The 25205-nt window shown below is 63.2% G+C and carries 27 protein-coding genes and 1 tRNA gene; 11 read left to right on the top strand and 17 right to left on the bottom strand.

Features of this window, described 5'->3' with window-relative positions; genetic code table 11:
• Positions 1 to 180 precede the first annotated feature (180 nt).
• The 3 genes from glcF to FBZ93_RS15645 are packed head-to-tail and all read right to left on the bottom strand — an operon-like array spanning position 181 to position 3454.
• Positions 181 to 1497 (bottom strand): glycolate oxidase subunit GlcF, encoded by a 1317-nt coding sequence (gene glcF, locus FBZ93_RS15655; protein ID WP_146986815.1) that lies wholly within the window; start codon positions 1495 to 1497, stop codon positions 181 to 183.
• Positions 1494 to 2732, bottom strand: coding sequence for an FAD-binding protein (locus FBZ93_RS15650; protein ID WP_146986814.1), 1239 nt, complete (start codon positions 2730 to 2732; stop codon positions 1494 to 1496). Before FBZ93_RS15650 ends, glcF begins: the two co-directional genes overlap by 4 nt.
• A 32-nt stretch (positions 2733 to 2764) precedes the next feature.
• Positions 2765 to 3454: an ArsR/SmtB family transcription factor gene (locus FBZ93_RS15645; RefSeq protein WP_146986813.1), complete on the bottom strand. Its 690-nt coding sequence runs from the start codon at positions 3452 to 3454 to the stop codon at positions 2765 to 2767.
• Positions 3455 to 3646: 192 nt separating this feature from the next.
• Here FBZ93_RS15645 and FBZ93_RS15640 point away from each other — a divergent pair, with 192 nt between their 5' ends.
• A complete protein-coding gene (locus tag FBZ93_RS15640; protein ID WP_246667504.1) occupies positions 3647 to 4132 on the top strand; it encodes a putative quinol monooxygenase in 486 nt (161 codons plus the stop codon).
• A 142-nt stretch (positions 4133 to 4274) separates the two neighbouring features.
• Here the strand turns inward: FBZ93_RS15640 and FBZ93_RS15635 are convergent, their stop codons facing one another.
• On the bottom strand, positions 4275 to 5420 hold the full coding sequence (locus FBZ93_RS15635; protein WP_246667503.1) for an acyltransferase family protein: 1146 nt from the start codon (positions 5418 to 5420) through the stop codon (positions 4275 to 4277).
• Positions 5421 to 5646: 226 nt separating this feature from the next.
• Here FBZ93_RS15635 and FBZ93_RS15630 point away from each other — a divergent pair, with 226 nt between their 5' ends.
• A complete protein-coding gene (locus FBZ93_RS15630) occupies positions 5647 to 6060 on the top strand; it encodes a hypothetical protein (protein WP_146987051.1) in 414 nt (137 codons plus the stop codon).
• Here FBZ93_RS15630 and FBZ93_RS15625 read toward each other — a convergent pair.
• Positions 6057 to 7550: an FAD-linked oxidase C-terminal domain-containing protein gene (locus tag FBZ93_RS15625; RefSeq protein WP_146986811.1), complete on the bottom strand. Its 1494-nt coding sequence runs from the start codon at positions 7548 to 7550 to the stop codon at positions 6057 to 6059. The genes FBZ93_RS15630 and FBZ93_RS15625 overlap by 4 nt on opposite strands.
• 248 nt (positions 7551 to 7798) lie before the next feature.
• Here FBZ93_RS15625 and cycA point away from each other — a divergent pair, with 248 nt between their 5' ends.
• Positions 7799 to 8194: a cytochrome c-550 CycA gene (gene cycA / locus FBZ93_RS15620; protein WP_146986810.1), complete on the top strand. Its 396-nt coding sequence runs from the start codon at positions 7799 to 7801 to the stop codon at positions 8192 to 8194.
• Positions 8195 to 8254: 60 nt separating this feature from the next.
• Here the strand turns inward: cycA and poxB are convergent, their stop codons facing one another.
• Both poxB and FBZ93_RS15610 read right to left on the bottom strand, forming a co-directional pair.
• Entirely contained in the window at positions 8255 to 9991 is a 1737-nt protein-coding gene (poxB, locus tag FBZ93_RS15615; protein WP_146986809.1) for a ubiquinone-dependent pyruvate dehydrogenase, read from the bottom strand.
• 109 nt (positions 9992 to 10100) lie between these two features.
• Positions 10101 to 11075, bottom strand: a complete 975-nt coding sequence (locus tag FBZ93_RS15610; protein ID WP_146986808.1) for an alpha/beta fold hydrolase — start codon at positions 11073 to 11075, stop codon at positions 10101 to 10103.
• Between the two features lie 388 nt (positions 11076 to 11463).
• On the opposite strand from FBZ93_RS15610, the gene FBZ93_RS40615 reads away from it, so the two are divergent.
• Positions 11464 to 11640 carry a hypothetical protein gene (locus FBZ93_RS40615; protein WP_167529057.1) on the top strand — a complete coding sequence of 59 codons (177 nt, stop codon included), beginning with the start codon at positions 11464 to 11466 and terminating at the stop codon, positions 11638 to 11640.
• A 95-nt stretch (positions 11641 to 11735) separates the two neighbouring features.
• Here the strand turns inward: FBZ93_RS40615 and FBZ93_RS15605 are convergent, their stop codons facing one another.
• The 3 genes from FBZ93_RS15605 to FBZ93_RS15595 all read right to left on the bottom strand — a co-directional run bounded on the left by FBZ93_RS15605 (position 11736) and on the right by FBZ93_RS15595 (position 13526).
• A complete protein-coding gene (locus FBZ93_RS15605; RefSeq protein ID WP_146986807.1) occupies positions 11736 to 12392 on the bottom strand; it encodes a tetratricopeptide repeat protein in 657 nt (218 codons plus the stop codon).
• Between the two features lie 107 nt (positions 12393 to 12499).
• Positions 12500 to 12625: a type B 50S ribosomal protein L36 gene (gene ykgO, locus FBZ93_RS15600; protein ID WP_002718645.1), complete on the bottom strand. Its 126-nt coding sequence runs from the start codon at positions 12623 to 12625 to the stop codon at positions 12500 to 12502.
• Between the two features lie 658 nt (positions 12626 to 13283).
• Positions 13284 to 13526 (bottom strand): hypothetical protein, encoded by a 243-nt coding sequence (locus tag FBZ93_RS15595; RefSeq protein WP_146986806.1) that lies wholly within the window; start codon positions 13524 to 13526, stop codon positions 13284 to 13286.
• A 331-nt stretch (positions 13527 to 13857) separates the two neighbouring features.
• On the opposite strand from FBZ93_RS15595, the gene FBZ93_RS41090 reads away from it, so the two are divergent.
• Positions 13858 to 14256 (top strand): hypothetical protein, encoded by a 399-nt coding sequence (locus FBZ93_RS41090; protein ID WP_208764016.1) that lies wholly within the window; start codon positions 13858 to 13860, stop codon positions 14254 to 14256.
• A gap of 9 nt (positions 14257 to 14265) precedes the next feature.
• On the opposite strand, the gene FBZ93_RS15585 is transcribed toward FBZ93_RS41090, so the two are convergent.
• Positions 14266 to 15156: a transposase gene (locus tag FBZ93_RS15585; protein ID WP_146986805.1), complete on the bottom strand. Its 891-nt coding sequence runs from the start codon at positions 15154 to 15156 to the stop codon at positions 14266 to 14268.
• Between the two features lie 161 nt (positions 15157 to 15317).
• Positions 15318 to 15425 (bottom strand) — tRNA-Val (locus FBZ93_RS15580).
• Positions 15426 to 15565: 140 nt separating this feature from the next.
• Here FBZ93_RS15580 and FBZ93_RS15575 point away from each other — a divergent pair.
• A complete protein-coding gene (locus FBZ93_RS15575; RefSeq protein WP_146986804.1) occupies positions 15566 to 16651 on the top strand; it encodes a P63C domain-containing protein in 1086 nt (361 codons plus the stop codon).
• A 24-nt stretch (positions 16652 to 16675) separates the two neighbouring features.
• Here FBZ93_RS15575 and FBZ93_RS40610 read toward each other — a convergent pair whose 3' ends face one another.
• Positions 16676 to 16849, bottom strand: a complete 174-nt coding sequence (locus FBZ93_RS40610; RefSeq protein ID WP_167529056.1) for a hypothetical protein — start codon at positions 16847 to 16849, stop codon at positions 16676 to 16678.
• A 268-nt stretch (positions 16850 to 17117) separates the two neighbouring features.
• The gene (locus tag FBZ93_RS40605) at positions 17118 to 17288 is read right to left on the bottom strand and encodes a hypothetical protein (RefSeq protein ID WP_167529055.1); all 171 of its coding nucleotides are present in this window, start codon (positions 17286 to 17288) and stop codon (positions 17118 to 17120) included.
• Between the two features lie 458 nt (positions 17289 to 17746).
• Between FBZ93_RS40605 and FBZ93_RS15570 the strand changes: the two genes are divergently transcribed.
• The 4 genes from FBZ93_RS15570 to FBZ93_RS15555 are packed head-to-tail and all read left to right on the top strand — an operon-like array spanning position 17747 to position 20738.
• Positions 17747 to 18631, top strand: a complete 885-nt coding sequence (locus FBZ93_RS15570) for an amidohydrolase family protein (RefSeq protein WP_146986803.1) — start codon at positions 17747 to 17749, stop codon at positions 18629 to 18631.
• 36 nt (positions 18632 to 18667) lie between these two features.
• Entirely contained in the window at positions 18668 to 19510 is an 843-nt protein-coding gene (locus FBZ93_RS15565) for a dienelactone hydrolase family protein (RefSeq protein WP_146986802.1), read from the top strand.
• Positions 19507 to 20250 carry a haloacid dehalogenase type II gene (locus FBZ93_RS15560; protein WP_146986801.1) on the top strand — a complete coding sequence of 248 codons (744 nt, stop codon included), beginning with the start codon at positions 19507 to 19509 and terminating at the stop codon, positions 20248 to 20250. The genes FBZ93_RS15565 and FBZ93_RS15560 overlap by 4 nt, the downstream gene beginning before the upstream one ends.
• 20 nt (positions 20251 to 20270) lie before the next feature.
• Complete coding sequence (locus FBZ93_RS15555; RefSeq protein ID WP_146986800.1) at positions 20271 to 20738, top strand: YbaK/EbsC family protein; 468 nt, start codon at positions 20271 to 20273, stop codon at positions 20736 to 20738.
• Between the two features lie 60 nt (positions 20739 to 20798).
• Here FBZ93_RS15555 and FBZ93_RS15550 read toward each other — a convergent pair whose 3' ends face one another.
• Positions 20799 to 21173: a hypothetical protein gene (locus tag FBZ93_RS15550; protein ID WP_146986799.1), complete on the bottom strand. Its 375-nt coding sequence runs from the start codon at positions 21171 to 21173 to the stop codon at positions 20799 to 20801.
• Between the two features lie 5 nt (positions 21174 to 21178).
• Between FBZ93_RS15550 and FBZ93_RS40600 the strand changes: the two genes are divergently transcribed.
• Complete coding sequence (locus tag FBZ93_RS40600) at positions 21179 to 21496, top strand: hypothetical protein (protein WP_167529039.1); 318 nt, start codon at positions 21179 to 21181, stop codon at positions 21494 to 21496.
• Here FBZ93_RS40600 and FBZ93_RS15545 read toward each other — a convergent pair.
• Entirely contained in the window at positions 21493 to 23964 is a 2472-nt protein-coding gene (locus tag FBZ93_RS15545) for a hypothetical protein (RefSeq protein WP_146986798.1), read from the bottom strand. The two genes, FBZ93_RS40600 and FBZ93_RS15545, sit on opposite strands and share 4 nt — an antisense overlap.
• 242 nt (positions 23965 to 24206) lie before the next feature.
• A complete protein-coding gene (locus FBZ93_RS15540; RefSeq protein ID WP_146986797.1) occupies positions 24207 to 25121 on the bottom strand; it encodes a LysR family transcriptional regulator in 915 nt (304 codons plus the stop codon).
• Positions 25122 to 25205 lie beyond the last annotated feature (84 nt).

Below are 25205 nucleotides of genomic sequence, written 5' to 3'. Positions count from 1 at the left end.
GGGGAGAGGCACCCTCCACTTCGCTTGTCGGGCATGATGGCCGCGCGATCGCTTCGCGTCTGTGGCCGAGGAAGCGCCGGTCCTTCACATTGCTTCAGACACATTGCGTAAGACAAGTTGCGTCAGACACGTTGCGTCAGGGCAAGGCTGAGGTCCGGATCATGCTCGAGTGGCAGTCGATCAATTCAATCCTGGCCGGGGACCTCCTGTCGCCCAATCGAGAAGCTCAATCGTGTGCACCACAGGAACTGACGTACCGCCGGCAATCTGAACCATGCACCCAATATTGCCCGCGGCGATCATGTCCGGTTTGACAAGCGCAATATTGGCGACCTTGCGATCGCGCAATCTGCTCGCAATGTCGGGCTGGAGAATGTTGTAGGTCCCCGCCGAACCGCAACACAAATGGCTCTCAGGTACATCTTTCACCACGAATCCATTCTTGGAAAGCAATTCTTTCGGAAGTTGAGTGATTTTCTGTCCATGCTGCAACGAACAAGCCGAGTGATAGGCGACGGTGACGTCGCCCTTCTGCGTTGAAGGTGCGAGCTCGAGAGTGCTGAGATACTCGGTGATATCCTTCGCCAGTGCCGAGATTCGCTGCGCCGGCTCGGCGAATGTTTTGTCCTCGCGCAGCAGGTAGCCGTAGTCTTTGACAACTGTCCCACAGCCCGAGGTCGTCACCAGGATGGCGTCGAGCCCGTTCTGGTCCGCTTCCCTTTGCCACACCGTGATGTTGGCCCGCGCGCGCGCCAGCGCGTCGCCGTCCTGTCCCATGTGATGGGTCAACGCGCCGCAGCATTGCTCGTCCCTGACCAGCACCACCTCGACGCCGTGCCGGGTCAGCACGTTGATGGCGGCCTGATTGATGCGCGGCGCCAGCACCTGCTGGGCGCAGCCCTGCAGCAGCGCGACCCGGCCGCGCCGCCGGCCGGTCGCTGCAAACACGGTTCCCGCTGCCGGTCCCGGCTGCGGCAGGCCGCGCGGCGCGAGCGCCAGCATCGCCTTGATCCGCCGCAGCAGGCCGGGGCTCGACGCGCCGACCGACGGCGTCGGCAGCAGCGCTGCGAACGGACGGGCGAGCCCGGCCAGGACCATGCTGATCCGGAACAAGCCCGGCCGCGGCAGCACGAGGGCGAGCACCGACCGCAGCAGCCGCTCGGTCAGCGGCCGCTGATAGTCCCGCTCGATCCTGACCCGGGCCTGGTCGACGAGGTGCATGTAGTTGACGCCCGACGGACAGGTGGTCATGCAGGCGAGGCACGACAGGCAGCGGTCGATATGCTTGACCACCTCCGCCGTCGGCGGCTTGTCCTTCTCCAGCATCTCCTTGATCAGATAGATGCGGCCGCGCGGGCTATCGAGCTCGTCGCCGAGCAGCACATAGGTCGGACAGGTCGCGGTGCAGAAGCCGCAATGCACGCAGGCGCGCAGGATCTTGTCGGCTTCCTGGATGTCGGGATCGGCGAGCTGCGCCAGGGTAAACTCGGTCTTCATGCACCCAGGCCTTTCGTCATCCGGCCGCGGTTGAGGACCGACCTCGGATCGAAACTCGCCCTGACACGTTCGCCCAGCGCGGCAAGCCCGGCGGCCTGCGGCTGGAACACGTCGACCGCACGGCGCACATCCTCAGTGGCCCGGAGCAGGGTGGCATGTCCGCCGATCGCCTCGACCTGGCCGCGGACCAGGGTGGCCTGCGCATCTGCGTTGGGCGGCACCGCGGCCCAGATCAGCCCGCCACCCCAGTCATAGATCACGTCGCCGCCGGTCGAGCGCGCCAGCGCCTGGCCCAGCGCGCCGCCTGAGGCCGGCGGGCAAACGATGCGCCACACCGGCCAGGCACCGAGCGCACCGTTTGTCGCGAACGGCGCCACGTCGCGCAGCGCGCTCCAGATCGCAACCGAGGCGTCGTCAGCAAGGCTGTCGACCGTTCCATAGGATGAAAGCGTCTGGCTCAGCGACGCGGCCCGGTGTGCCGCCGAGGCCGAGATCCCCTCGAGCCGCACCAGCGTGACCGGCTGACCGGCGGCCGCGAGACCGGCGAGCGCCCCGGTTGCGGACCGCAGCACCGAGCCGGGCAGATGCGCCGCGCCCGAGACGTCGAAGGGCGACCCCAGCGCCGCCGTCATCGCCTTGTTGGCCGTGACGTCGTCGAGGGAGCGCAGCACCAGGGTGCGTTCCGCTTCCGGCTTCGGCATGACCTTGAGCGTCACCTCGGTCATGACCGCCAGCGTGCCCCAGGATCCGGTGAGCAGCTTGCAGAGGTCGTAGCCGGTGACGTTCTTCACCACCCGCCCGCCGGTCTTGAAGCTGTCGCCGAACCCGGACACGGCGTGGGCGCCGAGCAGATGATCCCTGATGCCGCCGGCCTTGATGCGGCGCGGACCGGCAAGGCCGGCACCGATCATGCCGCCGATCGTGCCGGCGCCCGCGCCGCCGAGCAGCACCGAAATGTCCATCGGCTCGAAGGCGAATTGCTGGTTCTTGGCATCGATCAGGGATTGCACGTCGGCGAGCGGCGCACCGGCCTCGACGCTGATGATCAGCTCGTTCGGCTCATAGGACGTGACGGCGTTCAGCACCGAGACGTCGAGTACCGCATTGGTCGGCATCGGATGGCCGATGGCGCGCTTCGATCCATGACCGATGACCTCGAGCGGCTGCTCGCTGGCGACAGCCGCGCGCACCACCTCTTCGACATCCTTGATGTCTCTGACTTTGAGCGTTTCCACCCGCTAGGCGGTATCGAAATTCGGCTCCGAAATCAAATGCGCGCGCCGAACAGGTCCCTGAATGCGACGAGCCCGGCCTCGGTGATCTCGACCGAACGGCCCTGCGGCCGGCGCCGGATCCAGTCGCGCTGCAACGCGAGGTCGGCGACCGCGGCCCCTGCCCGCCCGGCCAGATGCGGACGCCGCTCGCTCCAGTCGAGACAGGGCCGGCACAACAGCCGCCGGCTTCGCGCCGGCGCACGCAGGTCGATGCCGAGATCACGGAGGAATGCGCGGCCCGACGCGGTCAGCTCGCCGGCTTCCTGGTCGAGGTGGAGGTGGCCGTGTTCCCGCATTGCGTCGGTGACGGCGACGCCGAGCTCGCCGGCAAGATGGTCGTAGCAGGTTCGGGCGCGGCGCATTTCCGCATCGATCCACGGCGGCGGCCGGGACGGATGCGGATCGATCGCCGCGACCGTCATCATCCCCTCGAGCATCTGCGCAACCAGCGGGGTGGCCAGCCGGTAGAGGCGGCGCGGACCGCGCCGCTCGACCTTGAGCAGCGCACGCTCGACCAGCCGCGCCAGATGCCAGCTCGCGGTCTGCGGCGTGACGCTCGCGACCCGCGCCAGCTCGCTCGCGGTCTGCGCGCGCCCGTCCATCAGGCGCGACAGGATGCCGGCGCGGCCGGAATCGGCGATCAGGGCGGCGAGTTCGGCAAGCTCGGGGGCGATGGTCTGCATGGCCGGCTCCAGCGTTGGTCTAAGTCATCCATTTGTCGCACGTCGCGCTGCCGCAACGCTTCGATCATGATCGAAATGTTCACGACATCGACACTTCGATCGCCACCTAACCGAGTTCAACGAGCGATCCACTATCTCTCGCCTTGCGGTTCGGCCGGCATGACGGTTGGCGCCAATCATCTGGAGGCGATCATGAAGCGTTCGGAAGCTCCCACCACGACGATGATGCTCACCCGACGATCGGCCATCGGCTCGTTCGCCGCGATCATGACGATCGCCGGCGTCTCGCCCTGGGCCGGATCGCAAGCGCGATCGGAGCAAAACAACGGAGGAATGCAGATGAAGCACTATGCGATGAGCACGAGAACCATCAGCGATGCGATCAACACGTCAGGCCTTCTGGTCGTCGCGCAATGGGAAGCCAGGGAAGGCCAGGCCGACAAGGTCGCGGCAATCCTCGACAGCTTCCTGCCCGAGGCGCAGAAGGACCCCGGCACCAAGCTGTTCCTGATCGGCCGCGGCAAGGACAATCCGGCGCAGTTCCTGTTCTACGAATTGTTCCAGGACGAAGCGGCGTTCAAGGCGCATGCGGAGAGCGCCTATTTCAAGACCTATATCGCGGAGCAGGCGCTGCCGCTGCTCGCCAAGCGCGAGCGGACGCAATACGCGCTGCTGTGAACGGTGGCGCGGCGGGGAGGATACCAGAGCGTTTTCGAGCGAAGTGGCCCCGGTTCGCGCGAAGAAAACGCGTCAAAACAAGAAGCTGGAGCCTCGGTTCTGATTCAATCAGAACCGGGGCTCCCCTTCCCGCGGGCGCAGGTCAGATCGACGCGCTGCTGTTGCCGAGCCTTGCGTGCAGCTCGACCCGCTCGGGCGGCTTGCGCCAGAAACCGACGATCGCGATCCGCGACAGCACCGCGGCCTCAAGCGTCTCGACATGACCCCGCAGCCGAAGCGCATGTTTCTCGACGAGATGCCAGGACGCGACGGCGACGCCGAAGGCGAGCGGCAGGCTGATCAGGATGTTCAGATACCAATGCTGGACCGGCGGGCCGAACGAGGCAACGCATTGCTGGATGACGAAGCCATAGAGATAGAGCCCGTAGGAGTAGTCGCCTGACGATACGATCCAGCTCCGCCGTGGATTCATCAGGCCGAGATAGCATGCGACATAGGCGGCCGGCACCGGCGCCAGCGCGTCGCCGCGTCCCGTGGCCATGCCGGCGGCACAGGCCACCAACGCCAGCAGGCAGACGGTGCGGTTGAACGGCACCTTGTCGCGCCAGAGGTAGAAGCCGACGCCGGCAAGGAAGCAGAACACCAGAAGATGCGGGCGAAGCTGGATCGGCACTTCGTCCCAGCGGTAGATGTCGTAGCTCGCCAGCGCGACCTGAACGACCACCAGGAACACAAGGTAGGCCACCCGGTTGAAGCAGATCGTGGTCACCGCGAGCAGCGCCAGCACGACGTAGCACCACAATTCGTACGGCACCGTCCAGAGCTGGGCATTCACCACGTCCGGCAGCGGATTGTGCAGGAATACGCCCGGCAGCTCGTAATGGATGTCGCCGACGATATTGAGAAAATAGGCGTGGAATTTCGGGTCGGCGACATACTCCGCCAACGGCAGTTCGGTGAAGACCGAACCAATGATGATGGCCGACAGCGTCGTCTCGACCGCGAGCGCGGGCCCGATCCGAAGCACGCGCAGGCCGAGGAAGGAAATCAGGCTCTTGCAGCGCTGCAGGCTTGCTGTCACCAGGAAGCCGCTCAGGGAGAAGAACAGCGCCAGGATCATCGCGATGCCGATGCGAAGCGTGCTCTGGATTTCCAGCGCCCGGCCGAGCCCGAGCGTCACGTTCGCGCCGTGCAGGCAGATGATCGTCGATGCCAGCGCGATCCGCATGTAGTCGAAACCCGCGGGCCGATTGCGCGAAAGCGCCAGCTGATCGGCCAGGCTGGGCATCGATGTGCTCCCGAAGACGTGCATCTTGCGAAAATACCGGGGAACAGTTGAAGGCCGTGTAAATGGTGCAAGCCGCAAACTGCACGACGCGCAGCGGTGGCCCTGACGGTCGTCGCGGCAAGCATCGGTTAAGGTTATCGGCTGGTGAGCGCAATCCGTCGAAATGTATCGTTCGGCGACCGGTGATTGTGATCGCGGCTCGACCGCCGCAGGGAGAATCGCCCCAATGAACATCAAACTGACAGCCGTCGCGCTGCTCTCGATGATGGTGGCAGGACAGGCGCGTGCCGCAATTCTCACCGACGCCGAGGCGACGTTCCTCGAACAGCTCGCCACCGCAGCCGCCGTGCTCGAACAACGCTGCACCGGCTATGAGGCCAACGGTGCGGGCGGCGTTCAACTCGGCGCCAGAGCGCTCGGCAGCCCTGATGCCGCGATGGCACTGATCAACGCCTTTGACGCGGCCATCAAGGCCCACGACGGCAATGACTACGATCCGGATAAATTCCGCCCCGAAGTGTCCGAAGCGGCCGGAAAGACCTTCAAGCGCGTCCGCTCGGAATTGATCGAAGACCCGGAAAGAGCCTGCGCCGCATATGGCGACAGCGGCGCGGCGGTCGGCCTGCTGCGACGGTACTAGAACCGCGGGATGTCCGGGAAGGCCAGCTTGCCGGCGTGGACATGGACGCGGCCGAGCTCGGCGCAGCGATGCAGCGTCGGAAACACCTTGCCGGGGTTGAGCAGGCCCTCGGCATCGAAGGCGCATTTCAGCCGCTGCTGCTGGTTGAGGTCGACCTCGGTGAACATCTCCGGCATCAAATCGCGCTTCTCGATGCCGACGCCGTGCTCGCCGGTGAGCACGCCGCCGAGCTCGACACAGCAGCGCAGGATGTCGGCGCCGAACGCCTCGGCCTTCTCGATCTCGCCCGGCTTGTTGGCATCGTAGAGGATCAGCGGATGCAGATTGCCGTCGCCGGCGTGGAACACATTGGCGACGCCGAGACCATATTTCTCCGAGAGGTCGCGGATCCGCGCCAGCGCCTTCGGCAGCGCGCCGCGCGGGATGGTGCCGTCCATGCAGAGATAGTCCGGCGAGATGCGCCCGACCGCGGGGAACGCCGCCTTGCGGCCGGCCCAGAACAGGTTGCGCTCGGCCTCCGAATTGGAGATCTGCAGCGTCACGGAGCCGCAGCCCTTGGCGATGCTCTCGACCCGCGAGATCAGCTCGTCGACCTCGATCTGGGGACCATCGAGCTCGATGATCAAAAGCGCCTCGACGTCGAGCGGGTAGCCGGCATGAACGAAGGCCTCGGCGGCGTGGATCGCGGGCTTGTCCATCATCTCCATGCCGCCCGGGATGATGCCGGCGCCGATGATCCGTGCGACGCATTCGCCGGCGGCCTCGACCTCGGCGAAGCCGACCATCAGCGCGCGCGCCGTCTCCGGCTTCTGCAGGATGCGCACCGTGATCTCGGTGATGACGCCGAGCAGGCCCTCCGAGCCGGTGATGATGCCCATCAGATCGTAGCCGGCATTCTCGGCCGACTTGCCGCCGATGCGCAGGATCTCGCCCGACATCAGCACGATCTCGCAGCCCAGCACGTTGTTGGTGGTCATGCCGTATTTCAGGCAGTGCACGCCGCCGGAATTCTCCGCGACATTGCCGCCGATCGAGCAGGCGATCTGCGACGACGGATCGGGCGCATAGTAGAAGCCGGCATGGGCGACCGCCTGGCTGATCGCAAGGTTGGTGACGCCGGGCTCGGTGACAACGACGCGGTTGTCGAAGTCAATCTCGCGAATCCGCTTGAACTTGCCGAGGCCCAGCAGCACGGCGTCGGCGAGCGGCAGCGCGCCGCCGGACAGCGAGGTGCCGGAGCCGCGCGGCACCACCTTGATGCCTTGGCCCTGGCAGTATTTGAGGACCTTTGCGACCTGCTCGGTGGTATCGGGCAGCACCACGACCATCGGCGGCTGCCGATAGGCGGTCAGGCCGTCGGATTCATAGGCCAGCATCTCGGCGGCGCTGTCGATCACGCCCTCACCCGGGACGATGGCGCGCAAGGCGGCCACGATTTCGGCGCGGCGAGCAAGCACGGCCTGGTCGGCCGCCGGCATCATGATGGACATTGCTGTTCCCTCGGCGGGCGTTTGCCCTTTGCCGATTTGTTACGACAAATCAATCACGTCTGCACCTGTTTCAGTCGCCTTGTTACAGTCACCCGGCCGAAGGTCGGATTGCCCCGCCCGGCAATGACGAGTTCTCTCTCGGACAAGCGGGCGGTCATGAAACCTGTCAAAGTTTCGTGGCTTGTCCTGTCCAAGCCGGACATGCCACAAAAGATCACTACCCCCCGGGACGAAACGAAGAGAACCCCATGAACCTAAAGACCTTGAGCGCGCTGGCGGTCGTCACATCGCTGGCCACAGCATCCTCCGCGCTGGCGCAGGATGCCGCCGCCGGCAAGACCTCGTTCAACAAATGCCTCGCCTGCCACGCGATCGGCGAAGGCGCCAAGAACAAGGTCGGCCCCGAGCTCAACGGCCTCGACGGCCGCCATTCCGGCTCCGCACCGGACTACAATTATTCCGATGCCAACAAGAATTCCGGCATCACCTGGAACAAGGAGCAGTTCCTCGAATACATCAAGGATCCGAAGGCCAAGATCCCCGGCACCAAGATGGCGTTCGCCGGCATCAAGAACGAGACCGAGGCCCAGAACGTTTGGGCGTACATTTCGTCCTTCGACAAGGACGGCAAGCAGAAGCAGTAATCGGCGGTATCGGACGGCGTCCGCCCTGTGCTCCAGCCAGGGCGGACGCTTTTGTTGCGCTCAGCGCGGCAAGAGATTGGTCTTGGCGAGATCGACCACCTCGTCGCCGCGGCCGCTCATCACGGCACGCAGCACCCACAGGCTGAAGCCCTTCACCTGCTCCAGCGTGATGGTCGGCGGCATCGACAATTCCTGCGTCGCGGTCACGACATCGAGCACCGCCGGGCCGTCATGCGCGAAGACGTCGCGGATCGCGCCCTCGAGCTCGCCGGGATCCTCCACCCTGACGCCGTGAATGCCCATGGCGCGGGCCATCGCCGCGAAATCCGGATTCTTCAGATCGACCCCGGTCTCGATGAAGCCGGCGGCCTTCATCTCCAGCGCGACGAAGCCGAGCACGCTGTTGTTGAAGATCACGACCTTCACCGGCAGCTTGGCCTGGGTCAGCGTGATCAGATCGCCCATCAGCATCGCGAAGCCGCCGTCGCCGGACATCGACACCACCTGCCGTCCCGGCTGCGCCGCCTGCGCGCCGATCGCATGCGCCATCGCATTGGCCATCGAGCCGTGGACCCAGGAGCCGACCAGCCGGCGGCGGCCGTTCATCTTCAGATAGCGCGCGGCCCAGATCGTCGGCGTGCCGACGTCGGCGGTGAACACCGCGTCCTCGCTGGCCTGCTCGCTGAGCAGGCGCGCCAGATATTGCGGATGGATCGGGCTCGAGCCCGGCTTGCCGCGAGCGAGATCGTCGAGCCCGGCGCGGGCGTCCTTGTAATGCGCGAGGCTGGCGTCGAGAAACTTGCGATCGGTCTTCGGGTTGAGCTTCGGCAGCAGCGCGGCGATGGTCTCACCGACGTCGCCGACGATGCCGAGATCGAGCTTGCAGCGGCGGCCGAGATTTTCGGGGCGGAGATCGACCTGGGCGATGTTGATGCCGGTCGGGAAGAACTGCTTGTAGGGAAAATCGGTGCCCAGCATCAGCAGCACGTCGCAGCCATGCATCGCGGCATAGCCGGAGGAGAAGCCGATGAAGCCGGTCATGCCGACGTCGTAAGGGTTGTCGTATTCGACATATTCCTTGCCGCCCAGCGCATGCACGATCGGGCTCTTCAGCGTCTCGGCGAGCTTGAGCAGACCGTCATGCGCGCCGGCGCAGCCGCGGCCGCAGAACAGCGTGATGCGCCTTGCGCCGTTGAGCAGCCCGGCCAGCGCGTTCAATTCGGCATCGGCGGGACGCACCACCGGCACCGGCGGCAGCAGGCCCGCATTCGGCGCGATGTCGCGCTTTGGCGCCGGCCGGATCGCGACGTCGCCCGGCAGCACCAACACGGCGACGCCGCGCTTGCCGATCGCGGCGCGGATCGCGTTCTCCAGCATGTAGGGCAGCTGCGCCGGATCCGACACCAGCTCGCAATAATGGCTGCATTCGCGGAACAGGTCCTGCGGATGGGTCTCCTGGAAATAGCCGCCGCCGATCTCGGCCGACGGAATCTGTGCCGCGATCGCCAGCACCGGGGTGCGGCTGCGATGCGCGTCGAACAGTCCGTTGATGAGATGCAGATTGCCCGGGCCGCAGGAGCCCGCGCACACCGCAATATCTCCTGTGATCTGGGATTCCGCGGCCGCGGCGAACGCCGCCACCTCCTCGTGGCGCACATGCAGCCAGTCGATCGTGCCGCGCTTGCGCAGCGCCTCGGTCAAGCCGTTGAGACTGTCGCCGACGACACCGTAGATGCGCTTCACGCCGGCCTGGGCAAGGGTTTCGGCGATGAGGTCGGCGATGTTGTCGATCCGCATGAGAGACGTCCTTTGATGAAATCGGAATACCGCGCGGCAACATGATGTTCGGCGCCACGCAGCGACGCAAGTCTTGCCGGATCACATTCGCGCGGCGACTGCGCGGCAGCTATGGCGCCGTCACCATCGGCCGCGTCATGCGGCCGGCCATCGCCTCGATCTCCGACGCCACGAGATCGGGCGCGGCGTACTGCACCATGTGGCCGACGTCGGGCAGCACGATCAGCTTTGCCTGTGGCACTGTGGCGGCGAGCAACCGCGAATGGATCCTGGTCGTGACCGTCTTGTCGACGTCGCCCGAAATGATTGACAGCGGCGCCTTGATCTCCACATAGCGCGGCGCCTGCTCGACCACAGCAGCCTTCAGCGTGACGAGGTCGCGCGCGTTGGCGATGAACTCGCGCGGGCGCAGCAGGAGCAATGTCGCGCTGTCACGGACGAAATCGTCAGGCATCGGCTGCGGTGCGAACACACCGCTCGCGCCCGAATTGGCGACGAGGAGGCCGAGCGGCAGCGTGATCGTGTGCGCCAGCAACGGTCCGATCAGCGGCGTCGAGATCACGTCGTTATAGCGGCCGGCGCCACCTCGCCAGGGATAGGCGACCGGGGCGAGCAGCACGAGGCCGGCAACGCGCTCCGGATGATCGAGCGCAATGCGCAGCGCGAGCGCGCCGGCCCAGGAATGCGCCACCACGATCGCCCTGCTGACGCCGATCTTGGTCAGCGCCTCCGCGATCATCCGACCCTGGACCGCAGGCGTCGAATCCGCAACGTGCTCGCGCGTGCTCCAGCCATGCCCCGGCCGGTCGATCAGGATCACCCGACGCGTCCTGGCGATGCGCTCGCCGAGCGGGTGCATCGCTTGAAGGTTGGAGCTGGCGCCATGCAGCATCACGACCGGCGGCCCCGCGGCATCGCGCGGGCCGAACTCGACCACGTGCAGCCGCGCGCCGGCCACATCGACCATGCACCCCTGCGGCGGAAAGGCGCGCTGGATCAGCGCCACGCCGATTAGCGTTGCCAAGGCCAGCACCAGGGCCAGCGCCAGCCCGGCGGCCGCCAGCACGATGATCGCGGTCAACATCGAGAGGGTCCGGGGCCTGTCGGGTGCCTGAAGGGAGTTGGGTATCTGAAGGGTATTGGCCACCCCGAAATTACGGAGTAGCCGAAATCTGGTTTCGCCCAGTGCCGGATTTGGGCCCTGCCCGGGCCCGCTCTAGTTCGGAAAGCCAATGTCGATTTTCCGGGCTCGCGCCGGGCATAGAGTTGTCCACAATGCGCCCAGCCTGTGGATAGCGGGTTCATACCTGCGTCATTAGTAATTTCATAGATTGCCGGTGGCAATTTCGCCATCAGACGCGAGGCTTCATCCAAACCGGGACGCTACCTGGATGCTTCTGGGCTTATACACTGTATCCACAGGAACCCGCGTCCGCACGACGAGTTCAACGGGAAGTAATCGGAGGAGTACCATGATTTCCGACCCTAGCGATGCTGCCATCGACCAGATCGTGGCGAGTTGCAATGGCGACCTGCGCGGCGCCCTGAAGGCGTTGTTGCTCGTGAATGAGCACCTGGAGGCGGAGCTTCAGCAATTCTATGCTGCCATCGCCCAGGACAACGCGTCCCGCGGCAAGTTCCTGCACTAGTCTCCTGCGCCGGACCGTATCGCGAGCAAGCATCAAGCTCGTGCTAGCGTGCCCATCGCGTCCATCGGACCGCGATCGCGATCAATCGTAGGCAATCAGATGTCGCGGCCTTCGACCTTCTCGGTCAGCTGCTTGACGATCTGCGGCACCTTCTCGAGGTAGGGGTCGACAGCCAGCGCCTTGCGAAAGGCGTCCAGCGCGCGCTTGTCGTCGCCCATGTCCTGCATGATCATGCCGACACCCGCCAGCGCGCCGAAATGGCGGGGCTCGCGGGTCAGCACCTGCTGCAGATCTCCCAGCGAACGGACGTAGTCGTTCTTCAGGTAGTAGATCGTCGCACGCCGGTTCCAGGCCTCGACATAGTCGGGCCGGAGCTTGATCACCGCATCCAGCAGCTTCAGCGCGACATCGACATTCTGGGCGTCGAGCGCAGCCTTGGCGCGCACCATCAGCAGCGCGGCGGTATCGCTCGGGGTTTGCAGCCACAGCGCCCAGATCCGCGCCTCGACATGGCGGGCGCTGTCCTCATCGGGCGCGGCCTTCAGCGCGCCGAACAGGAAATCCAGCCCGCGGGTGCGGTCGGCCGGAACCTTCGGCAGTTTGGTCGGCGCTTCCGGCAGTTTCTTCTGGGCCTTCGGCGGCGGGATCACCCGCGGATCGTCCTGCGCGAAGACCGCGACGGGCATGGCCAGAAGCGCGGCGATCAGGATCGCCAGCCGGCGGTTGGTCGGGCCAAAGAAATTTAATCCCATCACCGAAGTCTAGACGCACAAAGCCGCACTGCAAAGCAGCGCGGCGTCAAAGACCTGTGAAGGATATTGGAATCAGCCGGCGATCCGCGCGGGATCGACCGCTCGGATCAACCCTGGCGCGCCTTGAAGCGGCGCTGAACCTTGTTGATCACGTAGACGCGGCCCTTGCGGCGGACCAGACGGTTGTTGCGATGGCGGCCGCGCAGCGACTTCAGCGAGTTACGGACCTTCATGGGACAATCCTGTTACTTCGAAAGGCCCGTGTTGGAGGCCGTACCTGATCAATGCCAACACTCGGGCAAGCCAATAACCTGGGCAAGCCAAAAGTCGGCCAAATGGGATTTATCCCGACAAGCGGCCTGCCGCGCGGGACGGCCGGGTTCTAAGCCATCGGACCGTTAAATGTCAACCGAGATGGGCCGATTTTCCGCCATATCCCGGCCTGGCCCCTACGTCGGCTACTCGGCCATACCGTTGAGATCGCTTCGGAAACGGCGGCCGCAACGATTGTCGCGCCGCGGCCCGTCCCGCCGGCATCCCCCGACGGCGGCGGCAAGACCGGCGAATCGTGGGTGCTGTCCTAGTTAGGACACTCGCTACCGGGAATTAGGACATCAACATCCGGGTGACTACGGATCGGGAAAAAAGTGGCCGCCCCCGAGTTCCATCGTTAGCCTGCCTTTGTCGGGTCACGTCCCGATTTAACATAGGACGACTTGCCCCGGCACCGGCCTCTAGGCCCCCAGAGGTGCCGGGGCCTTTCTTTTAGGAACGAGCGCGGCGTCGGCCGGGTTTGTCCTATGTCCGGGTGCTGCGCCCCCACCGGCGGCGTCTGGACGAAGAGTGCAAATAGCGGCCTCAGCTTGTGCCCCCTCGCTGGGGCCGTTTCTTTTACGCGGCCGATCTGGACGAAAGCAGGCGAGCGAACCGGCCCGCTTCTCTCTCTGAGACGAACTTGGCGAGGATTTGGATGGGCTGCTTTGGCTCAGCCTCGTTCGCCAGAAACAGGTAGTAGCCGCTCCCGTCTACAGCGATCCCGTCATCATTGGCTTGCTGGACTTCGCGTGTGGTGATGCCGCCAACGCAAATTACGGTTGCATTTGTTACAGGCAAGGAAGCAAAGTATTCGTCCATGTCCGGGTTCCTTCAGAAGGGGATAAAATGGCCAAGGACTCGTTTAAGCAACCACGTATCAGTTTGAATAAGCTAGCAGAATTTATTCAAGCCAAAGCGCCGCGTCAACGGCAAATATTGAGGGATCAGAAGTTTCCGCAAGATTATAAGGTGATGTATTACAGAGAAGCTACTGAGGCTATATCCCTATGCTTGTCTTCTAATCTTGAGAATACTGCGGTCCTCGACAAAGCAATCGCGAGTCTAGAGCAACAGACGCCTGAGAAGATCGGAACTCAGCGGCGAATCGAGGCAAATATTGACGCGCTAGAAGCGTTCCAAACCATGCTCGATGACATCGATTTCAAAGACGCAACACCTCAGCTCGGGGAGCATTTCGCCACCAAAGCTGACTGTCCACAACGTCGAAATTTCCATTCGGCCCGACATCATTCTGACGGCGCCGGGCAAAAAGGGAGCGCAGTTAGTAGGGGCGGTTAAGCTGCATTTCCCTAAGACGTTTCCGCTTGGTGAGGATGGCGGCGCGTTTGCCTCTGCGCTTCTGCAAGAATACGGAAAAACCTATCTGCATAGCCACGGCGAGGCACATGGGCCGATGTGCTACGTGATCGATGTGGGATCGAAGAAGGTCTGGCCGGGCGTCAAGTCGGTGGTGAATCGGATGAAGGAAATCCAAGCCAACTGCCAGAACATTACGGCCCTTTGGCCGACAATCACCTCAGGGGATTAGGGCGCTCAATTAAGAGCGCCCGCCGTCGATTACCGTGAAGTTTCGCGTTACGCGAACCGGCCGGTTCGGCTCCAACGACAACACGACATCTAGCAAATCTCCAATCGTCCACACGCGCTCAGCAACGCCAAGCGCGACCGCTGGCGTGGTCCGAAGGGCCTCATGTACGCGGCAGAGATTGTAGTGAGCAACGTACAGGCTGACGGCCGCGGCGTGGTGATCCAACTTCTTTGAAAAGCCATTGGTGAGGCGCGCAAAGCGCTTCTGCGTCATCCGCAGCGTGAGGTTCTGGCGCTCAACGTAGCTGGTTGAGATGTTCGCCGGCATACCGCTCTCTACCTCACGGCTTACTGCTACTACTTCAGCAGGGCTATAGCGGCGCGCGGCTTCTTTTACAGCCAGGTTCGTTACACTGTAGGTCTTTACGATCACGCCATGGTGGGCGCGACCGTTGAAAGCGTCGCGGATCGCTACCTTGTAGGGATGGAAACCGTCGGTGCTGATCTCAGGGGCACCGATGACGCGCTGGCGAAGGTCCTGCACGAACAGGTCCGTATTCTCGGTGTCGCGCTTGCCGGTGCGATAGCTGATGATCGCCTTGGCAGAGGAGGCCATGCCGATGAACGTGTATTGGTCGCCCTTGTGGCCGATCTCGTGACGCTCAACGCGCTTCTGCTTCTTGCCGACAAAGCCCCAGATTTCGTCCAGCTCCAAACGACCGCAACGAATGCCGACCATCATGCGGTCATGCAGTTCGGCGCAGCCACGGCCGACGCGTGCACCAAGGCGCATGATGGTATCGCGGTGAATGCCGGTGATGCGCTCAGTGGCGCGGATGCTTTGGCCTTCGGTAAGGCAGGCGATAATTGCAATCTGCTGATCGCGAGAGAGAACGTTCACGAAGCTCATCCTTCGGGTTGAAGGGGGCGGGCTTCGGGCGAAGCTGGAAATAGCGCCTTGCCGGGCGTATATTATCCAGATGGTCATTCGCCTCGGGCTCATCCCCGGGGTGTTTGATCGGGATCGGAGCGGTTGCCGCCGCGCCGGTCCCACTGGTTTGATGGTGGAAGCGGTCAGATTCGAACTGACGGGACCCTGCGAGGGGTTTGGACGCCCAAAGGTCCGCCGAGGGGTAAGCTCGGTGCAATAGGCCACTCTGCCACGCTTCCGCACACAAAAACGCCCCGCTAGCCGAAAGGCCAGCGGGGCGTTTGCTTGTGTGTGTTCGCTTGCTCATGGTTCCACTATATACTTGCAATTTCGGAATGCAAGTATATTCTTGCAGGATCAATGCAAGTATGGAGCCGTCATGGCAAACGAACCTTCTGGAAAAGCGAAAGGTGGAGCAGCGAGAGCCGCTGCTCTGAGTCCTGAACGGCGGAAAGAGATCGCCAAGAAGGCTATTGAGGCGCGATGGGCAAAGAATCTGCCTCGCGCAACGCATGAAGGGCCGGTGAGGATTGGTGAAGCAATCATTCCTGCGGCCAACCTGTCGGACGGCAGGCGCGTTCTTTCGCAGGGGCAATTCCTTCGCGCTATCGGGCGCTCGTCAACGCCGAAGGCCGGAACAGGCGTTCAATCGACCCTCGACGAACTACCCTCATTTTTGCAGGCGAAGGCCCTAGAACCTTTTATTTCCAATGAGTTGAGGGACTCGACCAAACCCATATTTTACTTGGATATGTCCGGCAATCGCGCCGTTGGCTATGACGCCTTGATGCTGCCGTTGGTTTGTAACGTCTATCTAGACTTCCGAACGTCAGAGCTGGTCACAAACAAGAAGGTCCCGACACGCTACGCGCACATCATCGAGGCGTGCGACATGCTCTCTCGGGGATTACAGCGGCTCGGCATCATTGGGTTGGTCGATGAGGCAACGGGCTTTCAAGCTTCTCGCGATCGTGAAGCGCTTCAAGAAATGCTTGATCGCTTCTTGCGGCACGAACTCGCTGCTTGGGCCAAGCGATTCCCGGATGAATTCTATGAGCACATATTCCGGCTGCGAGGTTGGAAGTGGCATGGACGCAGCAAGAATCCTCCGCAAGTCGTCGCGGCCTACACAAAGGATATTGTCTATGCGCGCCTTGCGCCGCAAATCCTCGACGAGTTGGAAAAGAGAAACCCGATTGAGGGTGGTCGCCGAAAGGGAGCACATCATCAGCTCTTAACCGAGGATGTAGGCCATCCCGCTTTAGCTCAGCATCTGCACGCGGTTGTCACGCTGATGCGGGTATCGAAAACATGGAGCCAGTTTAAGCTAATGCTGGATATCGCCCATCCTAAGAGGGGAGATACCTTGCAGTTGCCCCTGATGGCTGAGACCACAGTTGCGCACGAACCGGACCCGGAGCCAGTTCCAAGTCCACAGGCCGATTTATTTGGTCATCCAAAATGAAAGAGGCCGCCAACTGAGGCGGCCTCACTGTTTAGGATTTTGCATCGCTCGCTCGACTTCGTTAGCGAGCGTGCGGTGATGGGCAGCCAGCTTGGCAAATAGATGTTTCTTGGTCGCGTTGGTCGCGAGCTTGCTGATTAATTCGCACTCTTCCGCTTCTATGCGAAGCTTCTCCAAGTGCGCCTTCATGTCCTTCATGGGCGCGCGTTTCCCTGCCTGCGCCAAGGAAATTAGTGCATGCGGAACTCCGCAAACAATAACGCAGATTAACTTTCGGAACCCGTTCACCCACGAATGAGGCCGCCAACCGGGGCGGCCTTACTCTTTCGGTTCGGGATGCAGATCGCGCTTCTGCGTTTCGTAATCCTCAACGAGGGCAGCAATCGCGTCCAAGGTGAACTGATCGACTATCTGTGAGGCCAGCATGCGGATGTGTGCGATCTTCTCGTCAAGCTGCGCACACTTGTCACACATCGGTGCTGGAGCTGGCGTTTGCCAGAATGATGGCGATCTCTCCGCACGCCTCGCAGCGCTCAGTCAAAAATCGCGTTCCCGTCTGGCTGTCAACGAGAAGGCGGAGGTTCGTCAGCTCTTGCCCGCACTTGCACCGGACGGTGGTTTGTTCTGCTTTGAACATCCCATGATCTCCCATCTTCGAGGATCACGGCTATCCAACCGTCAAGGAATGGGTCCGTTCCGGATCGTTTTCGGGAACTCAGTTCACCCACGGAGAACTCCGGTCGGGAACTGGCACAAACTGCATAGTGAATCCTATACCGGCATAAGAGCCGTGGATGGGCAGAACATTCGGTGACCGCCGTTCGGTAGTCCTACCGAGAACGGCAGCTAAACCATGGTTTCCGTTCGGTGAATCCGAACTAGGACACTTTCAAATTCAGCTTAGGACACGGGGGCTTAAATACGGACAGCACCGAATCGTGCTTGCGGGCCGGGCCCTGACCGATCCCGGCGGACTTTCCCAGCCGAACCGGATCAATCCGCAAACCACGCCCCCATCAACCAGACCGCTTGCGAAAATCGTTATATCATATAATTATTTTCCATCACCAACAAACACGCCGCCGGGGAAGCCGAATGCCCAAGCTCAAACTGCCTGACATCGAGAAAGTCGTCGCGATCGACATCCACACCCATGCCGAGGAGCCGTGCGGCATGCATGGCGATGACGGCTATGACGATTTCCAGGCGCAGATGGCCGACTATTTCAAGTCGCCGCACAAGCATCCGCCGACCGTGCCGGAGACCGCCGCCTACTACCGGTCGAAGAACATCGCTGCGGTGATCTTCCCGGTCGACGCCGAACGTGAGACCGGCTTTCGCCGCTACAACAATCTCGAAATGCTCGAGGTCGCATCCGATCATCTCGACGTCCTGATCCCGTTCGTCTCGATCGACCCGCACAAGGGCAAGCTCGGCGTGCGCGAGGCCCGAAGGCTGATCGAGGACTACGGCGTCCGCGGCTTCAAATTCCATCCGACCATGCAGGGCTTCTACGCCAACGACCGCATGGCGTACCCGCTCTATGAGGCGATCAATGACGGCGGCGCGATCGCGCTGTTCCACACCGGCCAGACCGGCGTCGGCTCCGGCATGCCGGGCGGCATGGGGATGCGGCTGAAATATTCCAACCCGATGTACATGGACGACGTCGCGGCCGATTTCCCCGACCTCAAGATCATCCTCGCGCATCCCTCCTTCCCCTGGCAGGAAGAGGCGCTGTCGGTCGCGACTCACAAGCCGAACGTCTATATCGACCTCTCCGGCTGGTCTCCGAAATATTTCCCGCCGATCCTGGTGCGCTACATCAACTCGATCCTGCAGGACAAGATGCTGTTCGGCTCCGACTGGCCGGTCATCACGCCGGATCGCTGGCTCGCCGATTTCGCCAAGCTCGACATCCGCGAGGAGATCCGGCCGAAAGTTTTGAAGGCGAACGCGCGGAAGATTTTGGGGATTTAAGGGAGTATTGTTGGCGGCAAGCTTCGGAGGTGGTTCATGGCGAACTTCACCGGACTTGCCGCATCCCTCGCCGTGCTTCTGATCGGAAGCGCAGGGCCGGACCATGCGGCTGGCGCGGGGCAGCCGCCCGCCTTCGTCGAATTCGAGACCCCGCTCGCAAGCGCGCAACCGCTGCAAGGCTATCTGCGATTGCCGGACGGGCCAGGCCCCTCTCCTGCGGTCGTGCTGCTGCACGGCTGCAGCGGGTTCTTCAAACAACTCGACGAGCGTTGGGGCAGGCTGTTGGCAGCCTGGGGTTATGTCACGCTCACGGTCGACCGGTTCGGACCGCGCGGCATCACAAGTGCCTGCGCGAGCGGGCCGCCGGCCGCAACCGTCAATGACGCCTATCGCGCGCTGAGTTTCCTGGCACGGCAATCGTCCGTCGATCCTGCCCGCGTCGCGGTGGTCGGGTTCTCGCAAGGCGCCGAGCTTGCCCTGTTCTCGGTGGAGCGCGGGGCGATCGAACGTAACGCGACTGAGAAATTCCGTGCCGCCGTGGCGTTCTACCCGCCCTGCCTCAACATCAAGGGTGACATGACGGTGCCGACGCTGATCATGGTCGGCGAGCTCGACGATTGGACGCCGGCCAGGGAATGCCTGAGCCTGGCCGAGGGCCGCGACGACTACGGAATCTCGCGCCGGAAGGACACAGGGTATCCAATCAAACTCATCGTCTATCCCGGCGCCTATCATGATTTCGACGTGCCAGCTTTTGGCACGCCCCGGACGCTGCTTGGTCATCACCTCGAATTCAACGAGGCCGCACGGGACCAATCCGTCGACGCCTTGCGGAAATTCCTGTATGCGACGATCGGCGGGCAAGAGAGATCACAATGACAATCAAAGCAATCGTCTTCGACGCCTATGGTACGCTCTATGACGTCCAGTCCGTGGCCGATGTCACCGAGGATGCGTTCCCCGGCTATGGCGACATCATCACGCAGATCTGGCGCATCAAGCAGCTCGAATATTCCTGGCTGCGCACGCTGATGCGGCGCTACCAGGATTTCGCCGTCGCAACCCGCGATTCCCTCGCCTACACGCTGCGCTGCCTCGGCCTGCAATATGACGAAGCAACCTTCGCCCGCATCATCGACAAGTACCAGCATCTGGCGCTGTATCCGGATGCGGTCGCAGCGCTCGAGGCGATGAAGGACAAGAAGCTCGCGATCCTCTCCAACGGCAGCCCTGACATGCTGAACGCGCTGGTGCGCAATTCGGGGCTCGACCGGCTGCTCGATGCAACCATCAGCGTCGACGCCCACAAGGTGTTCAAGCCGGCGCCCGAGGCCTACACGCTGATCGAAGAAGTGTTGAAAATACCTCCTGCGGAGGTGCTCTTCATCTCCTCCAATCCCTGGGACGCCTGCGGCGCCAAGGCGTTTGGACTCAGTGTCGCCTGGATCGAACGGGTGGCGCCGGAAGCGATGGCGCTGGCCTGCGTCGAGAGCGAGACGGTCGCCCCATTGACGATGTTCAAGGCGCTGCGTACCCAGATGGACGAGCTCGGCGTCGTGCCCGATCACCGGATCCACGGCCTCTCCGAGCTTCCTGCCCTGGTGTCTGCCAGATCCTGACTAGCAAGGTCCTGAACTTCATGAGCATCGAGTCCGTCCGCGCCTTCTTCGCCGAGAAGGCGCCCGAAATCACCGTGATCGAATCCGCTGTGAGCTCCGCAACCGTCGTGCTGGCGGCCGAGGCCTATGGCGTCGAGCCGGCGCGGATCGCCAAGACGCTGAGCCTGCGGGTCGGCGACCGCGTGGTGCTGATCGTCGCCGCCGGAACATCGCGGATGGACAACAAGAAGGTAAAGGCGGCTTTCGGCGGCAAGCCGAAGATGCTCGGCCTCGACGAGGTCGCCGACATCACCGGCCATGAGGTCGGCGGCGTCTGTCCGTTCGGTCTGAAGACGCCGCTGCCGGTCTATTGCGATGTATCGCTGAAGGCGTTCGACGTCGTGGTGCCGGCCGCCGGCTCGACACACAGCGCGGTGCGCATCACGCCCGACCGGATGGCGGAGCTGACCGCGGCCGAGTGGGTCGATGTCTGCGAAGTCAGGTCTTAGGGATTCTGGTTTGACGCGTATTCCTTACGCGAACCGGCGTCCACTTCGCTCAAAAGCGCTCTAGTCCTCATCATCGCCGGGGGCCGGCCGCGGCGGCGCAACCGGCGCCGGCTGGATCTGCCGTGGTGCGCGCGGCCGTTGCTGCATCTGCGGGTGCTGCTGCGGCGCGCGCCCCTGGGTTTGCGGCTGCTGCGTGCTTGCATTGGACTCGAATACGGCGCGACAACCGCTGGAAAGTTGCGGCGTGTTCTGTCGCAGGCAGGCGACGATCCGGTTGGTGTCGGGAATCTGATCGCCACAGAGCCGCCACACATCCGGCGTGCACGCCATCTGCTGTTCCCAGGTTCCGCGATACTCCTGCGACCACGCAGGCGTTGCGGCGGCGAGGCCGCCGATCGCGATCGCTACGCTCAGGACGATCCGCTGCGTCTTCATGCACAGTGCCCTCGTTCGACGTGATTGATCCGCGCACGCGCAAGTTCCGCGCGGCGATTTGCTTCAGGCTGGCAAATGAATGCGGCCAAGGATCGTTGCAAGGAACGAGGTTGCGGACAACTAAATGTGAAGGCGAACGGACTGAGGTTCCCTATTCGACCTTGCCGATCTTCTTCACCGCCGCGATCAACCGCGCGCTGTCGTCTGCAACAAATTTTGAAAACCCCGGCGCAGCCACATGCATGCAAACGAAGTGCGGCGTCGAAGGTCTCGACACCTTCGACGCCGCCACGACATCGGCCGTCGCCAGGCGCAGATCCTAATGCTTGCGCGACGCCTTGTGTGTCTTTGCGACCGACCGCTTCCTGGCCGCGCCGCGCTTGGTTGCGGTCTTCTTGCTGGCGGCTGCGCGGCGAACCGGAGCGGCCGCGACCGGACGCTTGCGCGCCACGGCCTTCACCACAGCCTTCTTGGGCGCTCTCCTGGCCGTAGTCTTTGCCGTATTCTTGGCCGTGTTTTTGGCAGCCTTCTTGGCTGCCTTCTTCGCGGCCGGCGGGCGCGCGCGGCGTGCGATTGGCGCACTCCGGCGCCGCGCTCCGGCTCCGCCGACCGGCACGATGTGGTCGTTGGCATCCAGCGTGAGCTGCTGGAGCGGATACGCCGGCAGGAAGCTGGGGTCGTTGTAGAGCTTGCTCAGGCTGCCCTGATCGAACTTGCCGCCCTGCCCGCGATCTTCGCCCGCACCGGCACGCCAGGCCGCTTCCCAGACTCTCGCAAGCGTCTTGGCGCCGTCCTGCATGCAGGCCGCCGTGGCATCCTTCAGCTTCGACCACATCACGTCGACCTGGCCGCTCCCCATATGGGAGTTGAACAAATTGACGATCGTCATCGGCGGCAGCCGCTTCACGGTTCGCTGCATCAGCGCGACCACGGCGACGGCGGCATCGCGACCGGTCGGCGTTGCACCCGAAGCAATCTCCGCGACGTCGCTGGTCTTCGCGTCAGGGATCATCTTGATGAGATCCTTGCCGTGGCGGCCGATCATCGTGGTCTCGTACACGCTGTGCACCTTGGCGTGCTTCTTGTCGTTCGGATCGAGGCCATGATGGAATTGCGAAATGTGCAGCGGCTGGCAGGCATCGCCGATGTAATGCGCGACGATGCCCGCGGCGCAGACGAACTCCAGCTTTTTGTTGGCGGCGGCGTATTCGACCATCTCGTCGAAGATCTGCCAGACCCGGAACGGCAGCGCGCCGCGCCGGTCCTCACCGATCCCGTCGTAATAGTCGTTCCAGACTTTTGGATCGACGTTGCGCGTCGACTCGGCGCAGAGATCGAGCAGCGTCTTGCCGTCCTTGCCGGGCTTGTCCATGTCGGCGAAATGGTTGCTTTCGTCGGTGTGCCGGGTGAAGCGCCAGACCAGGTCGGCGACGTCGGCCAGCGGCGCGAAGGTGCCGTGCTGATACGGTTTGAGGTCGGCAAGCAGCTTGTCGTCGAGGCCGATATTGTCGGAATTGGCATCCATCATGGCCGAGAGCTTGGGCAGCTTCGCATCAATCAGGCCGGTTGCGTAGGCGCCGATCTTGACGTGTCCCCACTCGCCCCAATACTCGGTGTGGCCTGCATTCCAGTCGCCGATCAACTCGACATCGAGCTCGCGGCACAGCGTCGCCATGCAGATGCCGAGCGCCACCTGCATCGGAACCTTGCCGCCTGACCCGAACAATTCCTGGCCGCCCCATTCGAGCGCTAGCGGGCTGAGGATGCGCGCGCCGCCGGCGTTCTTCTTGGCGTCGGGGTCGTCGAGAAACCAGACCGTGCCGGAATCGCCGGGATAGTTGTTGAGCGGCGTGTCACCGTCGCGCGGACCGATCACGAAATCGCTGACATATTCCATGCCGCCGACGGTCTTGTAGCGATAGAACAGGCCGATGATCTTGCCCTTCATCAATCCGCTGGTCGCGCCGAAGGCGATCAGCGGCTGGTTGATGATCTCGAGGCGGAAGGTGCCGACATTGAGATCGACGACGTCGCCGACCTGGCCGACGCCGTAGATCTGCGCGGTCCAGCCCTTGACGTCGTCGACGCGGATCAATCCGGCATCGAGATTGGCCACCACGCGCGAGCCGGGCCAGCCGGGATAGACGTCGCTGAAGGCGCGCTTGCCGAGTTGCAGCGCATCGCTGACGCCGAGACGCCGGTCGGTGTTCTTGAAGCCGGCGAAGATCTCGCGTCCGGCCGCGCCGACCACGTGGCGGTTGGAGAGTGCGAACACGGTCTCGCCGTTGGTGACGAGACAGCCGATCGAGCCGCGATGGATCTTGCCCTGAATCATGGTCTGGACCGGGAAGCCGCCGCCGACCAGGTCGCTCTTGAACACCGGCGGGTCGACGATGCCGGGGCTGCCCTCGTTCGGATCGACCTTGACGACGCAGGTCGGCACGACGCGGCCATCCGGCAGATACAGGAACGGCGGCACCAGCTGGTCCTGCTTCTCCGGATGGTTCTTCAACTCGGAGCGCTTCATCCAGTCCCGCACGAAGACGAGGATGCAGGGCCACGACCAGTCCTTGACCGACGAATTGAACAGCGTGCGCGGTCCGAGTGCCTGCGGCTTGGAATGGTGCCGCCGTTCCGTCGCGTTGCGATCGCTGTCGCGGATCAGATAGCGGCCGATCGCCGTGGCGTAGACCGATTGCAGATGGGCCAGATGCACATGATAAGCCTCGCGGGCATCGAGCAGATCCTTCACCGACAATGACGTGAAGTCATGCTTGGTCAGATCAATCATCTGGTTCCTCCGAAAATGTGCTGTGCGGCAACAGGTTCAGGATGAAGAGATAGACGATCGCGCCTGCCCACGATCATGGGTTAGTTCACACAATCTATACAATTTAAAAGGGATGACACGAATGTGACGGCGCGCGCGGCCTTTGGCCTCGCCCGCGCGAGCGCTTCCGCCTCCGTAGCGTGCGCTCCGTTATTTTCTATTTTCGCTGCGCGCGGCCCTCTACTTGCGCTGCGCGCGGCTCTCTACTTGCGCTGCGCGCGGCCCTTGGCGAAATGCTTGGCGAGGAAATCCGCCAGCACCTCGACACGGGCGGGCCGCGGGCCGCCGGGCGGGGTGACGAGATGCACGGCGCCCTCGGGTTGCTTCCAGCCCTTCAGGATCACTTCGACCTCGCCGCGTGCGATTGCATCGCCGACGATGAAGTCGGGCAGATCAGCAATGCCGAGGCCGGCGAGCAGCGCGGGCATCACGGCCTCGCCATTGTTGACGCGCAGCTGGCCGGCCGGACGCACGCTCGCCTGCTCGCCCGACGCGTTGGTGTAGTGCCAGACGCCCTGGGTCGAGAGATAGGCGTAGCCGAAGCATTTGTGCTCGGCGAGATGCATCGGATGGGTCGGCCGGCCGTTGCGCTTCAGATAGGACGGCGCCGCCACCGTGTAGCGCGGCATGCCGCACAGCCGCCGCGCGATCAGCGAGGAATCCGGCAGCCGCGCGATGCGCAGGCCGGCATCAAAGCCTTCGCCGATCAGATCGACGGTCGCGTCGCTGAGATGCAGATCGATCGCGACCTCCGGATAGGCCTCCATGAATTCCGGCAGCAACGGCGCCACGGTCTTGATGCCGAAACTCATCGGCACCGCGAGCCGTACCAGGCCACGCGGCGTGGTCGATTGCGCCAGCGCCTCGTTCTCGGCGGCCTCGCCGTCGGCGAGCAGCCTTGCTGCGCGCTCCGACAATTTCTGGCCGGCGTCGGTCAGCGCCAGGCGGCGGGAGGTGCGGTTGAACAGCCGCGCGCCAAGCCGCTCCTCGAGCCGGCTGACCGCCTTCGAGACCGTGGCCTTGGACAGCGAAAGCTCGGTCGCGGCGGCTGCAAACGACCGCAATTCCACGACTTTTGCGAAGATCGCGAGCGCCTCGAAGTCCGGCAGTTTCGACATTGGCCGCTGTCCTGGTTGCTCAGTTCTGGAAACAATGAGTTTCAATAGTTTCTATTTCTATACCACAGCCGGAGGCATATCCAA

Source organism: Bradyrhizobium macuxiense, assembly GCF_007993935.1.
GTDB classification, from domain to species: domain Bacteria; phylum Pseudomonadota; class Alphaproteobacteria; order Rhizobiales; family Xanthobacteraceae; genus Bradyrhizobium; species Bradyrhizobium macuxiense_A.
Note: the sequence above shows the minus strand (reverse complement) of the source record. Positions and strands in the feature narration are given on the sequence as shown.